Source organism: Microvirga soli, assembly GCF_016734765.1.
Classification (GTDB): Bacteria; Pseudomonadota; Alphaproteobacteria; order Rhizobiales; family Beijerinckiaceae; genus Microvirga; species Microvirga soli.
In genome coordinates, this window is the sequence record NZ_JAERQE010000003.1 from 112,415 (window position 1) to 127,575 (window position 15,161).

Below are 15,161 nucleotides of genomic sequence, written 5' to 3' on the forward strand. Positions count from 1 at the left end.
GCGGAGCAGAGCCCGGGATCGCTAGACGAGTAAAGCGCGGGCACACCTCTCCCTCAGGGAGAGGTTGCGCCTTCAGGCGCGGGTGAGGGGTTACAGCCTTCTCCGGACAGGACACTAACCCCTCACCCCAACCCTCTCCCTGAGGGAGAGGGAGATCCGAGTTACATCCTGCATACGATCCCGGATCGGCTGCGCCGTCCGGGATGACGAACTCCAATCGTCACTCTCTTCTCAACGCCTCGATAGGATCGAGCTTCGCCGCGCGCTGCGCAGGATAGAACCCGAAGAAGATGCCGACCAGTGCCGAGAAGCCCACGGCCATGAGGATGGCGTTCGTCGATACAAGCGAGGGCCAGCCGGCGAGCTGGGCCACGAGATAGGCAGCACCCGCGCCGAGCGCGATGCCGAGTGCGCCGCCGATGGTGGAAAGCGTGGTTGCCTCGATGAGGAACTGGCTGAGGATGTCACGCGGGCGGGCACCGACCGCGAGCCGCAGACCGATCTCGCGGGTGCGCTCGGTCACCGAGACCAGCATGATATTCATGATGCCGATGCCACCGACGAGCAGCGACACGGCGGCGACGGCGGCGAGCAGCATGGAGAGCGTGTTGGCGGAAGCGGTCGCGGTGTTGGCAATCTCGGTCAGGTTGCGGATCGAGAAATCGTCCTCCTGCTCTCCGATGATCCGATGGCGCTGCCGTAGCAACGCCGTCATGGTCTCGATCCCGGGCTCGATGTCGCTCTCATTGGCGAACTTGACGAAGATCGATCCGACGGAGCGGTCCTTGGCGTAGTTGCGGCCGATCACCCGGCGGCGACCGGTGTCGAGCGGCACGAAGACCACATCGTCCTGGTCCTGCCCGAAAGCCGACTGACCCTTCGGCGCCATCACGCCGATCACGCGGAACGGCACGTTGCGCACGCGTACGATCTGGTCGATGGGTTCGTCCTCGCCGAAGAGATTGCGGGCGACCGTCTGTCCGAGAAGGATGACGATGTCGCCGCGGCGCACCTCCTCAGGATCGAAGGTGCGTCCGGTGGCGACATCCCATTCGCGAGCGGAGAACCAGTCGAGGTCGATACCGTAGATCCGCGTGCCCCAGTTGCTGCCGCCCGCCACCACCTGCGCGCCGCCCTGCACGAAGGGAGCTGCCGCCACCACGCCGTCGATCTCTCGCCGGATCGCCCGTGCGTCCTCGTCGGTCAGCGATGAGGCCGCGCCTGCTCCGAGACGCGCTCCGCCCTGTGTCACGTTGCCGGGCGTGACGATTGCGAGGTTAGCGCCGAGCGAGCGGATCTGGCTGTCGACGAGATTGCGCGCGCCCGAGCCGATCGCCACCATGGCGATGACGGCCGCGACGCCGATCACGATGCCCAGCATGGTGAGCAGGCTGCGCAGGGCATTGGCCATGATGGCGGAAAACGCGGAGCGGATCGCCTCCATCCATCTCATTCGGCTGCCTCCGGTGCGAGATCGCGCGCGTCGACAGGCGTCTGACGATGATCTTCCATCACGCGTCCATCGCGAAAGCGGACGAGGCGGTGCGCGTGTCGCCCCACCTCTGCATCGTGCGTCACGAGCACGATGGTGACGCCCTCGCGGTTGAGTTCCTGAAACAGGGCCATGATCTCGTTGGCCGTGCGGCTGTCGAGGGCGCCGGTGGGTTCGTCGGCGAGCAGGAGGCTCGGGCTGTTGACGAGGGCGCGGGCAATCGCCACGCGCTGTTGCTGCCCACCGGAGAGTTGCATAGGCCGGTGATGGGCGCGGTCCGCAAGACCAACGCGGCCGAGCGCCTGCAAGGCGCGCTCGCGGCGGGTCCTGCGGTCGAAGCCGGCATAGATCATCGGCAACTCCACATTGCCCAGGGCGTCGACACGCGGCAGCAGGTTGAACTGCTGGAACACGAAGCCGATCTCGCGGTTGCGCAGGCGCGCCAACCCGGCGGCATCGAGGCTCTCGACCGCGGTGCCGGCAAGCCGGTACTGGCCGCCCGTCGGCCGGTCGAGGCAGCCGATCAGATTCATGAAGGTGGATTTACCCGAACCCGAAGGTCCCATGACGGCGACGAAATCACCTTGGTCGATATCGAGCGACACGCTGTCGAGCGCCACGACGCGTCCGGCATCGAGGTCGTAGATCCGGCTGAGATCGCGCGTTTCGATGAGAGCCACGGCGCGTTCCTAGAACATCCGCGGCGGACGCGGGCGGCGGTTGGTGGCGCCGTTCTGATCGTCTGCCGCATCAGCACGCGGCGCACCGATGATGACGGCAGCACCTTCCTGGAGGTCGCTACGAAGAAGCTCCGTGTACGCTCCATCCGTCACGCCCAGCCGAACGGGTATGGGCTGCGGATTGCCGTCGGGCCCGACACCGTAGATGCGCGCCCTAGCGCCTTCGTCCTGAATGGACTCGGCCTGTTCGCCACGTGGCCTTCGCCGCGGTCCTTGGCCATCCGCTGCTGTGCCTGTTCTATCGCCGTTACCAGCCTGCTCATCCTGCGGGCGACGCCGACGCCTTGGCATCTCGCCATCCGGCGCGCCGTCTCTCGTCTCGGTTGTTGCCATCGTGATGGCGGGGCGGAAGCGCAAAGCCGCATTCGGAATGCGCAGCACGTCCTCACGCTCGTCGGTGATGATCTGGAGATTGGCCGTCATGCCGGGCAGCAGTGCCTGATCCTGATTGCGAACGCTGATAACCGCCGTGTAGGTGACCACATTCTGCACCGTCTGCGCGGCCAGACGCACCATGCGCACCCGGCCATCGAAGGTGCGGTTCGGATAGGCGTTGACCGTGAAGGAGACCTTCTGTCCTTCCTTGAGGCGGCCCACATCCGCCTCGTCGATATTGGCGTAGATGTCGATCTCGCTCAGGTCCTGCGCGATGGTGAACAGGGTCGGCGCCGAGAGCGAGGCGGCGACTGTCTGGCCGAGTTCGATGTCGCGCTTCACCACCACGCCGTCGACCGGCGACTTGATCTCCGTGCGGGCAAGATCGATCTCGATGTCCCTGAGCTTGGCCTGCCGCTGCAGGATGATCGCTTCGGCGGATTTGACATTCGCTTCCGACAGCGCGAGATCGGCTTTCAGCCCGAGCGTCTCGGCCTGGTTCGATGCGATCTGCGCATCGGCAGAGGCGAGGTTCGCGGTTTGAATGTCAACCTGGGTGCGGGCCTGCTCGAGCGCCGTCTGCGTTCCCACCGCGCGGGCGTTGAGTTCCGTCTGCCGCTCGCTACCACGCCGGGCCTCCTCCAGCTGGGCCTGCGTGCGTTCACGCTGTGCCCGAAGGTCGGCAGCCTGCGCTTCGGCGCGCTGAAGCGCGGAGCGGGCCTTGTCGATCTGGGCGCGCTTGGTGTCGAGATCGGCCCTCGCCTGGGCAAGGTCTGCCAGCGCCGCATCCCGGCGCGACTTGATCTGCTCCCCATAGAGCCGGGCCACCACCTGGCCTTCCTTCACGGGCGTGTTGTAGTCGGCCAGGATCTCGACCACCTGCCCGGACAGTTGCGAGCCCACGAGTACCGTCGTGACGGGATTGAGCGTCCCCGTGGCGCGCACGCTGGCGATGATCGGCCCGCGATCGACCGTGGCGAGACGATAGGCCTGGGCCGAGGCATTGCCGCCTGTCGGCTTCCACAGCACGAAGCCGGCGCCTCCTGCCACCAGAACAATGACGATCAGCCACAACGAGACGCGACGCACCCGACAACCCTCAGCAAGACATGACCCTTCATGCGGAGCGATTGTGGCCGATTTCCTATAGCGTTGCGAGTTAACTCTTTGTCATGTGCCGACCTGCGGCCGGGCTGCGATCAGGTTGCGCAGGGTCATGATGGTGGAGGCATCGGCCACGCCGTCCACGCGCTCGGGGCGGAAATGGCGTTGGAAGGCAGTCACCACCTTCTCCGTATCCTCGTCGAAGACGCCGTTGATCTTCAGACCGTAGCCGTACATCACGAGCATGGCCTGCAGCGCTTCGATGGGCATGCCCTGGTCGCCGCGTGAGAAGAAGCGGCCATCACTCGCGGCAGCCGGCGCAACCCAGTGGCCGACCCCCGCCTCATGCAGGGTCTTCCAGGGAAAGAGCTCGCCAGGGTCGACCTTGCGGCCGGGCGCTACATCCGAATGGGCCAGCACGCGGGTGGCCGGGATGCGCCAGCGGGTGACGATGTCCTTGGTGAGGGCTGCCACGCTCTCGATCTGCCCGTCAGGGAACGGCGGCAGGCCGCCCGGGTGGCCGGGATTGGCGATCTCGATCCCGATGGAGGACGAGTTGATGTCGGTCTCCCCGTCCCAGGAGGAGAGGCCCGCATGCCACGCCCGCCGCGATTCCGGCACCAGCTGCAGCACGCGTCCGTCGCCGAACACGAAATAATGGGCCGAGACCTGCGAGACCGGATTGCACAGCCACTGCAGCGCTTCGCCCTCGTCCGGCATGCCCGTGTAATGGAGGATGAGCATGGTGGGGCGCCGGCCGTCCTTGCGCTCCCCGTGATTAGGGGAGGGAAACACCTTCGTGGCGACGGGGCTCTCCGGTGTCAGCGCGCTCATACGGTCACCTGATATTGCGCTTTGCGGCGACACGTTCCCAGGCCGCATTGATGGCGGCCACACGCTCGGTGGCGATCTTCACGGCCTCCGGCGGCAGGCCGCGGGCGATCTCCCGGTCAGGATGGTTCTCGGCGACGAGCCGGCGGTAGTGCCGCTTCAACTCCTCGTCGCTCATGCTCCGGTCGGCCTTGAGGATGAGGTAGGGATCGTCCTTGCGCTGGACGTGGCGAGCCGCGATGCCCTCGAAATCTACGTCCGAGAAGGCGAAGATCGTCGCCACATCCTTGAGATAGGCATATTCAGCTTCGTGTACGGCCTCGTCCGCCTTGGCGATGTGGAACAGGCCATCGATCACGTTTTCAAGAAGCGCCGGCTCTTCCTTGAACTCCTCGTGGATCTGGCGGGCATAAGCCTCGAATCCGTCCGAGGTCTGCATGGCGAGGTTGAACAGGCGCTCCACCCTGTCGTGCTCGCTGTCCGGCACCTCGACAATCTGCTCGAAGGCACGAACCTCCACGTCGACCACGACGCCGTCGGCCTTCGCCATCTTGGCGGCGAGCGCCACGAGACCCATGGTGAACATGACGTCGCGCGGCGGCTTTCCGAACAAAGCGCCTTCACGATCGACGAGAACATGGCCGGCCACCCCGCCCAGGAGAGCACCGATCGGCCCGCCAAACGCGAGGCCTATGCCTGCGCCTCCGAGCTTACCCCAAATCGACTGAATCATCTTGAAAACAGTCGTACGCTCAAGTGCAGGCAAAAGAAAAGGGGCCGAGAATGCCTCGGCCCCTATAAATTTGCCCGTGAGCGGGATTAGCGGCAGTACACGTTGCCGTAGACGTCCTGATAGGTGCCGTAGGGGCATGCCGGACCGCGCGGAGCTGTCGAAGCACCCACGATCGCGCCACCGGCGCCACCGATGGCCGCACCGGCCAGAGCGCCGCCTGCCGAACCGGTCGCTGCGCCGCCGATGGCTGCGCCAGCAAGGCCGCCGATGGCAGCGCCGCCAACTGCACGCTCGCCAGGAGTATTGCATGCTGCCATCGAGAGGGTGAGGGCACCGGCGGCAATGGCTGTCATGATCTTCTTCATGGAGGCTTCCCTGTTGTTGAGCGGGCTAGAGGCAGCCCTGTTAGCTTGACCTTACGCTCTCGCCAACTCCTGTGCGGAGAAAGAGTTCCTCCAAGGCCATGAGTTGGCAGAAAATTCAGAGCCCCTGCGAGGCTAGAATCATGGCCACAAAGCCAAGCACCGTAGAGGGGACACGGTCAAGCTTGAACGAATTCTGAACAAAAATGCGGCGGCCGACGCCACACCTTCGCCTTATTTCACCGCCAACCAGCGCGCCCTCATGCTTATGGCCAGCTGGAGTTTCGGTTTGACTTGGCAACACTTCCTTAGAACGCTGGCAATTGCAGGCTTTGGCGCAGCAGCGCTCGTCGTGGCTTCACAGGCTCGGGCCAATGGGGGCGAGAGTGCGCCGATCTCTCCCGATCAGGCTGAGCAGTTCCTTGGTGCCGCCGCGGCTGAAGCGGCGGCCTTCGCCCAGGAGGAAGCCGCCGCTTCTGCCGTTGAGGAGCCGGAGCAGGACCCCAAGGCTGCAGGCAAGAAGAAACCGAAAGAGGCTGCGGCGTCCAAGCCCGCCAAGCCTCAGGTGGCCAAGGCGGAGCAGGCGCAACCTGAGAAGGTCGAAAAGCGAGCCGCCGGGCCGGAAGAGGCGGATCAGCAGACCGCATCCTTGCCTGTGCCTTTGATCGCCTCAGGGTCCAAGGCTCGCATGTCCGACGCAACGCGCGCCATCGCGCTCAAGCCCCTCATCGCCCGCTATGCCACGGAGAATGGCCTGCCTTACGAGTTGGCCGATGCCGTGATCCGGATCGAGAGCCGCTACAATGCCGGTGCCCGCAACGGCCCGAACATGGGCCTCACCCAGATCAATGTCCGCACGGCTCAATCGCTGGGCTACAAGGGCGATGCGGCCGGCCTTCTGGAGGCGGAAACCAACCTGCGCTTTGGCCTCAAGTACCTGGCTACCGCCTACAAGCTCGCAGGCGGCGATACCTGCGGGACGATCCTGCGCTACCAGTTCGGCCACCGCACCCAGACCATGACGGCGGCGTCGCGAGCCTATTGCGCCAAGGTGAAGGTGATCACGGCGGCAGCTGAATGACGGCTCGCCCTTGACGGCAGGACCCGTTTGGCACCACATCCGCCCGTCAGCTGGCCGGGCGGCCGCTTCGAGTTCATCTCGGGGAGGAAAGTCCGGGCTCCATGGAAGCAAGGTGCCGGATAACGTCCGGCGGGGGTAACCCTAGGGAAAGTGCCACAGAAAGCAGACCGCCTCGCAAGGTCTTCGGACCCCGAGGTCAGGGTGAAAGGGTGCGGTAAGAGCGCACCGCGGACGCAGCAATGCGGACGGCATGGTAAACCCCACCAGGAGCAAAACCGAATAGGGACGACAGGCGTTCGCGCCAGGCCCGCTTCCAGGCTGGTCGTCCGGGTTGGTTGCTTGAGGCGTTCAGCAATGATCGTCCCAGAGGAATGGCCGCCACGTCCGAAATCTTAGGATTTTGGGCCCTACAGAACCCGGCTTACAGGCCGGCTGACCCCACCTTTCCACAGGTTCGAAATTTGCAAAAAGCGGAGCAAACCTTTGCTCCGCTTACGATTCATTAACCGTAAATGCGTCTCATGGAGAACGCATGCCATCAGGCCTGTGCTCCCTCTCCGTTCCGTTGACGACCATTATATCCCATGTTATCCCAAACCATCCCGTCGACGGTGTCTTCCGAAGAGGGCGTCAAGCACCCGAGAAGTGCTGGCGTACTGCTTCTGAAAGTAGCGTCACCACCGACAACGGGTGGCAGGTCCTCAGGATCTGCCGGGGGGCTGACAATCAGGAGCGTGCGAGCTGCGGCCAATGAACCGCTTCGTGTCCAATTTCACCAACAAGTTGGATTCGAAGGGTCGCGTCTCGATCCCCGCATCCTTCAGGGCCGTGTTGGCCCGGGATGGATTCGAGGGGCTCTACGTGCATCCGGCGCTCGATGCGCCGGCGCTGGACGCAGGCGGCAACGTGCTTCTGAACGAGATCGATGCGTTCTTGTCGACGCTGTCGCCCTATTCGGACGAGCGGGATCAGCTGTCGACGGCATTGTTCGGGACCAGCGAGATTCTGAAGGTCGATCCGGAGGGGCGTGTCATCCTGACGGATACAGTAAAAGTGCATGCCGGGATCGGCGATACGGTGACGTTCGTCGGACTTGGTCACAAGTTCCAGATTTGGGAGCCCGAACGCTTCCGTGCGCACTTGGAGGAGGCGCGCACGAAGGTCCGAGACCTGAAGAAGGCGTTGGGAAACCGAGGTCTGGAGCCAAGGCTAGTGCAGAACACCTCACCAGGAGTACGGGAACGATGATGGGACGCGGCGACGGCCCAGGAGCCGGAGCCGCTGGCGGACCGTCCCGTCACGTTCCTGTTCTCCTGGCGGAGGTTGGCACGGCACTCGATGCAAAGCGCGGAGGCGTTTTCATCGACGGCACGTTCGGCGCGGGCGGCTACACGCGCGCCATTCTCGATGCCCATCCGCAGAACAGGGTGATCGCCATCGACCGCGATCCCGATGCGATCGCCGGCGGCGAAGCGCTTAGCGTCAAATTCAAGAAACGTCTGATGCTCGTACCGGGCCGCTTCGGCGACCTCGACGAGATTGCGCATGCGCAGGAGTTCGACAGCGTCGACGGCGTCGTGCTCGATATCGGCGTGTCGTCCATGCAGCTCGATCAGGCCGAACGCGGCTTCTCGTTCCGCAACGAGGGGCCGCTCGACATGCGCATGGAGCAGTCGGGCCCGAGCGCAGCGGACCTCGTCAACGAATCCTCCGAGGCCGAGCTCGCCGACATCTTCTACCATTACGGCGAGGAGCGGCGCGCCCGGGCGGTTGCGCGCGCGGTCATCGAAGCGCGTCGCCGTCAGCCTTTCGAGACCACGCGGCAACTTGCCGATCTCGTGGCTTCCCTGATTCGGCAGGAACCGAGCGGTATCCATCCCGCAACACGGGTGTTCCAGGGACTGCGCATTGCCGTCAACGACGAACTCGGCGAGCTGGCTCGCGCCTTGCACGCGGCCGAGCGCATCCTCAAGCCCGGCGGACGTCTCGTGGTGGTCACGTTCCATTCGCTCGAAGACCGGATCGTGAAGCAGTTCTTCGCCTCCCGCACCGGGCGTGCGCCCACGGGCTCGCGCCATCTGCCGACGGCAGAGGCGCCTGAGCCTACCTTTGACGCGATCACCCGCGGCCCCATCGCTCCGACCGAGCAGGAAATGGCACGCAATCCGCGGGCGCGTTCGGCGAAGCTGCGCGCAGGCGCACGCACGGACACGCCGGCGCAGGAGCCCTTGAGCGCCATCACCATGTTAGCCGAACTGCCGCAGACAGCCGAGAAAAAGGGAGGGCGCCGGTGATCCGACTGCTCCATATCATCGCGATATCCGCCCTCATCGCATCGGCGGGCTACGCCTATTCGGTCAAGTACGAAACCCTCTACTATGTGGAGCAGGTGGCGAAGCTGAAGTCGCAGGTCAGCCGCGAGCGCGAGGCCATCGCGGTGCTGCAGGCCGAGTGGCAGTATCTCGACCGTCCTGACCGTCTTCAGGAAGCCGCCGACAAACACCTCGACCTGCAGGCACTGAAGATCCAGCAGCTCGCGCGTCTTTCCGACCTGCCGAACCGGCCCTCCCGCGAGGACGAGATCGGCCGCAAGCTCGAAGCGCTCGGATTGCTTGAGCCGACATCGACCCCGAAGGACAGAAGTTCGGACGCCCGCACCCCGACGACTCAAACTCCGAAACGGTGAGCCTCGTGTCGCAAGAGCCCCAAACCGAATGGCACGGTAAGAGCCTTCCCGCAAAACGCGGCGTGCTTGGTCACGCCCGCGAGCTGTTTCGCCTGCGCCACGACAAGAGCACATCACGCGTTGGTCTCGCTGCCGTGTGCTTTGTTGGCCTGTTCAGCGTGATCGGCGGGCGCCTCGTTCACCTCGCGCTGACCAGCGAGAACACGAGCGAAGTGCGCCGTGCCGCGTCCTCTGAAATCTCTGCCGCCCGTCCGGACATCGTCGACCGCAACGGCGAGATTCTGGCCACCGACGTGAAGATGGTGTCGGTGTTCGCGGAGCCGCGCAACATCGTCGACAAGGACGAGGCGGTCGAGCTTCTGACTGCCGTGCTGCCCGATCTCGACGCCACGGATCTGCGCAACAAGCTCGGCACGAAGAAGGGCTTCGTGTGGGTCAAGCGCGAAATCACGCCGCGCCAGCAGGCGGAAGTTCATCGCCTGGGCATTCCCGGCATCGGCTTCCTGCCTGAGAACAAGCGCGTCTATCCCAATGCCGAGGCCGCCGCTCACGTGCTCGGCTTCGCCAATGTGGACAATGTGGGCATTGCCGGCATCGAGAAATATATCGACAGCATGGGCCTGCAGGACCTGAACGGCGCGGGCTTCAACATTTCCGCCGCCGACCTGAAGCCCATTCAGCTCTCCCTCGATCTGCGCGTGCAGCACGCCCTTCGCGACGAGCTTGCCAAAGGCATGGCGAAGTTCAAGGCCAAGGCCACGGCAGGCGCGATCCTGGACGTGAACACCGGCGAGATCATCGCCCTCGTGTCGCTGCCCGATTACGATCCCAACAACCCGGTCGACGCGCTCGACAAGGACCGGATCAACCGCATCAATGTCGGCGTGTTCGAGATGGGCTCGACCTTCAAGGCGCTCACCGTCGCGATGGCGCTCGATTCCGGCAAGTACAACATCAACTCGACCTTCGATGCGCGATCCGGCCTGCGCTACGGCCGCTTCACCATCGGCGACTATCATCCGACCCGGCGCGTTCTCTCCACGCCGGAGGTCTTTGTGCACTCGTCCAACATCGGCACCGCCCGCATGGCGCTCGGCATCGGCGTCGAGGGGCACAAGGCCTTCCTGCGCAAGATGGGCCAGCTGACCCGCCTTGAGACCGAGTTGCCGGAGAGTGCCTTGCCGATCGTTCCGCCGCGCTGGGGCGAGCTCAACACAATGACCATTGCGTTCGGTCACGGCCTCGCGGTTGCGCCGCTTCAGGCGCTCTCCGCCGTGGGCGCCCTGGTGAACGGCGGCGTCATGATCAAGCCGACCTTCCTGAAGCGTACGCAGGATGAGGCGCGCCAGAACGCCCTGCAGGTGCTCAAGCCCGAGACCAGCGAGGCGATGCGCTATGTGATGCGCCTCAACGCCTCGACGCCGGAGGGCTCCGCCGGTAACGCCTCGATTGCTGGCTTCTTCGTCGGCGGCAAGACCGGCACCGCCGAGAAGGTGATCAACGGCCGCTATGCCAAGAACAAGAACTTCACCACCTTCACGGCGGTGGTGCCCTCCGACAAGCCGAAATACGTGTTCCTGACCATCATGGACGAGCCGCAGGCCATTGAAGGCACCTATGGCTTCTCGACCGCAGGCTGGAACGCGGCTCCAGTGACGGGCAACATCATCGAGCGCATCGCGCCGCTGCTCGGCGTGCCGCCGCGCTTCGAGCCGCCGGCTCAACCGTTCCCGCTCATGTCGCGCCTCGGCGCCTGGGGCAGCAATCGATGAACGCACGGTCCGTCAATCTCGGCGATCTTCTCGGTCTCGCGGCAGGCGACGCTCAGGCGTCCCTTTCCGTCTCGAAGATCGCCTCCGACAGTCGCAAGGTGGAACCCGGCACCCTGTTCTTCGCCGTGCCCGGCACCAAGGTGGACGGCATGAGCTTCGTGCCGCAGGCAGCCGCTGCAGGCGCGGTTGCCATTGTCGGAGAAGCCGAGCGTCCGTCCGAACTGTCGCGCTCCATTGCTTATGTGCAGGTGAAGGACGTACGCCGCACGTTGGCTCTCGCGGCTGCACGCTTCTACCCCATGCAGCCTGAGAAGGTCGTCGCCGTCACGGGCACGAGCGGCAAGAGCTCGGTGGCCGATTTCATCCGCCAGCTTTTTGCGCATCTGGGCTACAAATCCGCCAGCGTCGGCACGCTTGGCATCATTACGTCGGACGGTGCGGCCTATGGCTCGCTGACGACCCCCGATCCGATCTCCCTGCACGAGAGCTTCGACCGCCTGGCCAATGACGGCGTCACACGCCTCGCCATGGAGGCGTCCTCGCACGGCATCGACCAGCGCCGTCTCGACGGGGTGCGTTTGCAGGCAGCAGGCTTCACCAATCTCGGACGCGATCACCTCGATTATCACGCCACGACGGAAGCCTATGCGGCGGCGAAGCTTCGCCTCTTCGATACGCTCCTGCCGCAGGATGCCCCGGCCATCATCAATGCGGACGGTCCCTATGCGGACGTGTTCCTGGACGGCGTGCGAAAACGTGGTTTGGCAATTGTCACGACCGGCAGCACCGGCGATAATATCCGTCTGGTCGAGGCACACGCCGAAGGCTTCACGCAGGCGCTGACCGTCGAGGCCTTTGGGAGAACGTTCCAGACGACTCTGCCGCTGCTCGGCGCCTTCCAGGTGGAGAATGCGCTTGTCGCGGCAGGTCTCGTGCTGGCTGTGGAAGGCGAAGGCAGGGCGGCCGAGGTTTTCGATGGCTTCAACAGCCTGAAAGGTGTCTCGGGCCGGCTGGAGCAGGTGGGCGAGCTGGATGGAGCCATCTGCATCGTCGACTACGCCCACAAGCCTGATGCGCTCGCCCACGTGCTTGATGCCCTGCATCCGTTCGTGACGGGAAAGCTGTTCTGCGTCGTGGGCTGCGGCGGCGACCGGGATCAGGGCAAGCGCCCGCTCATGGGTCGCATCGCCAACGACAAGGCCGATGTGGTGATTGTCACGGACGATAATCCTCGCTCCGAAGATCCGGCTGCGATCCGCGCCGAGGTCATGAAGGGCGCGCCCCGCGCTCGCGAGATCGGCGACCGCGCCGAGGCCATCCGCACCGCTGTCAGCGAGCTTCGCCGGGGCGATATTCTGGTCGTGGCCGGCAAAGGTCATGAAACGGGCCAAATCATCGGCGACCGGACCCTGCCGTTCTCGGACCACGACGAGGTCCGGGCGGCCATTGCAGCGAGGCAGGGATGAATTCGCCCCTTTGGACTTCGGACGAGATTGCAGCCGCCACCGGCGCCCGCATCGGCGGCGGGTTCGCGCAAGGCACGGGCGCGTCCATCGACACGCGTACCCTTGAGCTGGGCGATCTCTACTTCGCCATCAAGGGCGACGTGCATGACGGGCACGATTTCGTGCAGGCCGCTTTGGATAAGGGCGCATCGGCTGCCGTCGTGTCCGAGGAAAAGGCTCCTGAATTCGCAGGCTCCGACAGGCTGATCGTGGTGCCCGATGTGCTCGAGGCCATGCGCCAGATGGGTCGCGCCGCGCGCAAGCGCACGAATGCCAGGATCGTTGCGGTCACCGGCTCCGTCGGCAAGACCGGCACGAAGGAGGCCATGCGCCTCGCCCTCTCGCGCCAGGGCGCGACCCACGCATCGGTCGCGTCCTACAACAACCATTGGGGCGTGCCGCTCACGCTCGCCCGCATGCCGCGCGAAACCGAGTTCGGCGTGTTCGAGATCGGCATGAACCATGCCCACGAAATCCTGCCGCTCACCGGCATGGTGCGCCCGCATGTGGCGGTGATCACCACGGTCGAGCCCGTCCATATCGAATTCTTTCCCTCGCTCTGGGGCATTGCGGATGCCAAGGGCGAGATCTTCTCAGGGCTTGAGCCCGGCGGCACGGCGGTCATCAACCGCGACAACGCCTATTTCGAGCGCATGCGCGCCCATGCCTATGCTTCAGCAGCGGGCCGCGTCATCACCTTCGGCGAGCACGAGGCGGCTGACATCCGTGCGAACCGCATCATCGTGAAACCCGACCATTCCGTGGTCGACGCCACGATCTTCGGTCAGCCTCTGACCTATCGGATTGGCACGGCAGGGCGGCACCACGCGCTCAATTCCCTGAGTGTGCTCGCGGCCTCCCATGCGCTCGGCGCGGATATCGCCCTGGTGGCGCTTTCCTTCGCCGAGTTGAAGCCTCCGGTCGGGCGCGGCGAACGCACGATGCTTAGCGTCGGCGAGGCCGAGGCCCTGTTGATCGACGAGAGCTACAACGCCAACCCGGCCTCCATGCGCGCCGCGCTCGCCAATCTCGGCGCGGTGGAACTCGGGCGCGGGGCGCGGCGGATTGCCGTTCTGGGCGACATGAAGGAGTTGGGCGAGACAGGCCCGCAACTTCACGCGGAACTGGCGGAGGCGATCCAGGCGAACGGAATCGACCAAGTCTTTGCCGCCGGCGCCCTGATGCAGAACCTCGTGGACGCGTTGCCGAAGGCCATGGTGGCGGCTCACACGCAAACCTCTGCCGATCTGGTCGATGCGGTCTGCGCGGCGGTTCGTCCCGGCGATGCGATCACCGTCAAGGGCTCGCTCAGCATGAAGATGGCCCTGGTTGTCAAAGCTTTGAAAGAACGTTACGGCGCGAGCGCAGCGGCCCACGCGCTGAAAGGATGATCGATGTTAACCTGGTTGGCTGAGCTCAGCCCCTATTTCAGCCCCCTCAACATCTTCCGCTACATCACGTTCCGCACCGGTGGCGCGACGGCGACCGGCATGCTGTTCGTGTTCCTGTTCGGACCCGCAATCATCTCGCTCCTGCGCGTCCGGCAGGGCAAGGGGCAGCCGATCCGCGAGGACGGGCCGCAATCGCACCTGCTGACGAAGCGCGGCACGCCCACCATGGGCGGCCTGATGATCCTCGCGGGTGTTCTGGTCTCCACCCTGCTCTGGGCGAACCTCGAAAACCACTATGTGTGGGTCGTGCTGTTCGTCACCGTGGGCTTCGGCGCCATCGGCTTCTATGACGACTACCTGAAGGTGACGAAGCAGTCGCACAAGGGCTTCTCCGGCCGTTCGCGGCTCACCATCGAGGCGATCATCGCCATCGTGGCCTGCCTGGCGATTTCCTACATGGCCACGCCGGGCCTCGCCAACAAGCTGGCGCTGCCCTTCTCGAAGGACCTCATCGTCAATCTCGGCTGGTTCTATGTGGTCTTTGCCGCTTTTGTGATCGTCGGCGCCGGCAACGCGGTGAACATCACCGACGGGCTCGACGGCCTTGCCATCGTGCCGGTGATGATCGCGGCAGGTACCTTCGGCTTCATCGCCTATCTCGCCGGTAATGCGGTGTTCTCCAATTACCTGCAGATCCATTTCGTGCCCGGCACCGGCGAACTCGCCGTACTTTGTGGCGCGCTCATCGGTGCCGGCCTCGGCTTCCTCTGGTTCAATGCGCCGCCGGCGCAGATCTTCATGGGCGACACGGGTTCGCTCGCGCTCGGCGGGATGCTCGGAACGATTGCCGTTGCGGCCAAGCACGAGATCGTGCTCGCCATCGTGGGCGGCCTGTTCGTGCTTGAGATCCTGTCTGTGATTATCCAGGTGACGTCGTTCAAGCTCACGGGCAAGCGCGTCTTCAAGATGGCGCCGATTCACCATCACTTCGAGCAGCTGGGCTGGACCGAGCCGCAGGTGGTGATCCGCTTCTGGATCATCGCCGTCGTGCTGGCGATCACCGGCCTCGCCACCCTGAAACTCCGGTAA

Annotated in this window: 14 protein-coding genes and 1 other RNA gene; 9 read left to right on the forward strand and 6 right to left on the reverse strand. The window is 64.7% G+C overall.

The window, feature by feature from the left end; genetic code table 11:
* Positions 1-220: 220 nt before the first annotated feature.
* From JKL45_RS04295 to JKL45_RS04320, 6 genes are all read right to left on the reverse strand, one after another.
* Entirely contained in the window at positions 221-1,453 is a 1,233-nt protein-coding gene (locus JKL45_RS04295; RefSeq protein ID WP_201859883.1) for an ABC transporter permease, read from the reverse strand.
* Positions 1,450-2,172 (reverse strand): ABC transporter ATP-binding protein, encoded by a 723-nt coding sequence (locus tag JKL45_RS04300; RefSeq protein WP_312896904.1) that lies wholly within the window; start codon positions 2,170-2,172, stop codon positions 1,450-1,452. The genes JKL45_RS04295 and JKL45_RS04300 overlap by 4 nt, the downstream gene beginning before the upstream one ends.
* 9 nt (positions 2,173-2,181) lie before the next feature.
* On the reverse strand, positions 2,182-3,696 hold the full coding sequence (locus JKL45_RS04305; RefSeq protein ID WP_201859884.1) for an efflux RND transporter periplasmic adaptor subunit: 1,515 nt from the start codon (positions 3,694-3,696) through the stop codon (positions 2,182-2,184).
* Between the two features lie 81 nt (positions 3,697-3,777).
* Positions 3,778-4,545 carry an N-acetylmuramoyl-L-alanine amidase gene (locus tag JKL45_RS04310; RefSeq protein WP_201859885.1) on the reverse strand — a complete coding sequence of 256 codons (768 nt, stop codon included), beginning with the start codon at positions 4,543-4,545 and terminating at the stop codon, positions 3,778-3,780.
* Positions 4,546-4,549: 4 nt separating this feature from the next.
* Positions 4,550-5,275: a TerB family tellurite resistance protein gene (locus tag JKL45_RS04315; protein ID WP_201859886.1), complete on the reverse strand. Its 726-nt coding sequence runs from the start codon at positions 5,273-5,275 to the stop codon at positions 4,550-4,552.
* Between the two features lie 86 nt (positions 5,276-5,361).
* Positions 5,362-5,640 (reverse strand): YMGG-like glycine zipper-containing protein, encoded by a 279-nt coding sequence (locus JKL45_RS04320; RefSeq protein ID WP_190844219.1) that lies wholly within the window; start codon positions 5,638-5,640, stop codon positions 5,362-5,364.
* Between the two features lie 349 nt (positions 5,641-5,989).
* On the opposite strand from JKL45_RS04320, the gene JKL45_RS30625 reads away from it, so the two are divergent.
* The 9 genes from JKL45_RS30625 to mraY all read left to right on the forward strand — a co-directional run bounded on the left by JKL45_RS30625 (position 5,990) and on the right by mraY (position 15,161).
* Entirely contained in the window at positions 5,990-6,718 is a 729-nt protein-coding gene (locus JKL45_RS30625; RefSeq protein ID WP_201859887.1) for a lytic transglycosylase domain-containing protein, read from the forward strand.
* Positions 6,719-6,764: 46 nt separating this feature from the next.
* An RNA gene (gene rnpB, locus JKL45_RS04330) (RNase P RNA component class A) lies at positions 6,765-7,158 on the forward strand.
* A 310-nt stretch (positions 7,159-7,468) separates the two neighbouring features.
* Positions 7,469-7,966: a division/cell wall cluster transcriptional repressor MraZ gene (mraZ, locus tag JKL45_RS04335; RefSeq protein ID WP_201859888.1), complete on the forward strand. Its 498-nt coding sequence runs from the start codon at positions 7,469-7,471 to the stop codon at positions 7,964-7,966.
* Positions 7,963-9,012: a 16S rRNA (cytosine(1402)-N(4))-methyltransferase RsmH gene (gene rsmH, locus JKL45_RS04340; protein WP_201859889.1), complete on the forward strand. Its 1,050-nt coding sequence runs from the start codon at positions 7,963-7,965 to the stop codon at positions 9,010-9,012. Before mraZ ends, rsmH begins: the two co-directional genes overlap by 4 nt.
* Positions 9,009-9,404: a cell division protein FtsL gene (gene ftsL, locus JKL45_RS04345; RefSeq protein WP_201859890.1), complete on the forward strand. Its 396-nt coding sequence runs from the start codon at positions 9,009-9,011 to the stop codon at positions 9,402-9,404. Before rsmH ends, ftsL begins: the two co-directional genes overlap by 4 nt.
* Complete coding sequence (locus tag JKL45_RS04350) at positions 9,401-11,176, forward strand: peptidoglycan D,D-transpeptidase FtsI family protein (protein WP_201859891.1); 1,776 nt, start codon at positions 9,401-9,403, stop codon at positions 11,174-11,176. The genes ftsL and JKL45_RS04350 overlap by 4 nt, the downstream gene beginning before the upstream one ends.
* Positions 11,173-12,642, forward strand: coding sequence for a UDP-N-acetylmuramoyl-L-alanyl-D-glutamate--2,6-diaminopimelate ligase (locus JKL45_RS04355; RefSeq protein WP_201859892.1), 1,470 nt, complete (start codon positions 11,173-11,175; stop codon positions 12,640-12,642). The genes JKL45_RS04350 and JKL45_RS04355 overlap by 4 nt, the downstream gene beginning before the upstream one ends.
* Positions 12,639-14,072, forward strand: a complete 1,434-nt coding sequence (locus JKL45_RS04360) for a UDP-N-acetylmuramoylalanyl-D-glutamyl-2,6-diaminopimelate--D-alanyl-D-alanine ligase (RefSeq protein ID WP_201859893.1) — start codon at positions 12,639-12,641, stop codon at positions 14,070-14,072. The genes JKL45_RS04355 and JKL45_RS04360 overlap by 4 nt, the downstream gene beginning before the upstream one ends.
* Before the next feature lie 3 nt (positions 14,073-14,075).
* Positions 14,076-15,161, forward strand: coding sequence for a phospho-N-acetylmuramoyl-pentapeptide-transferase (mraY, locus tag JKL45_RS04365; protein WP_201859894.1), 1,086 nt, complete (start codon positions 14,076-14,078; stop codon positions 15,159-15,161).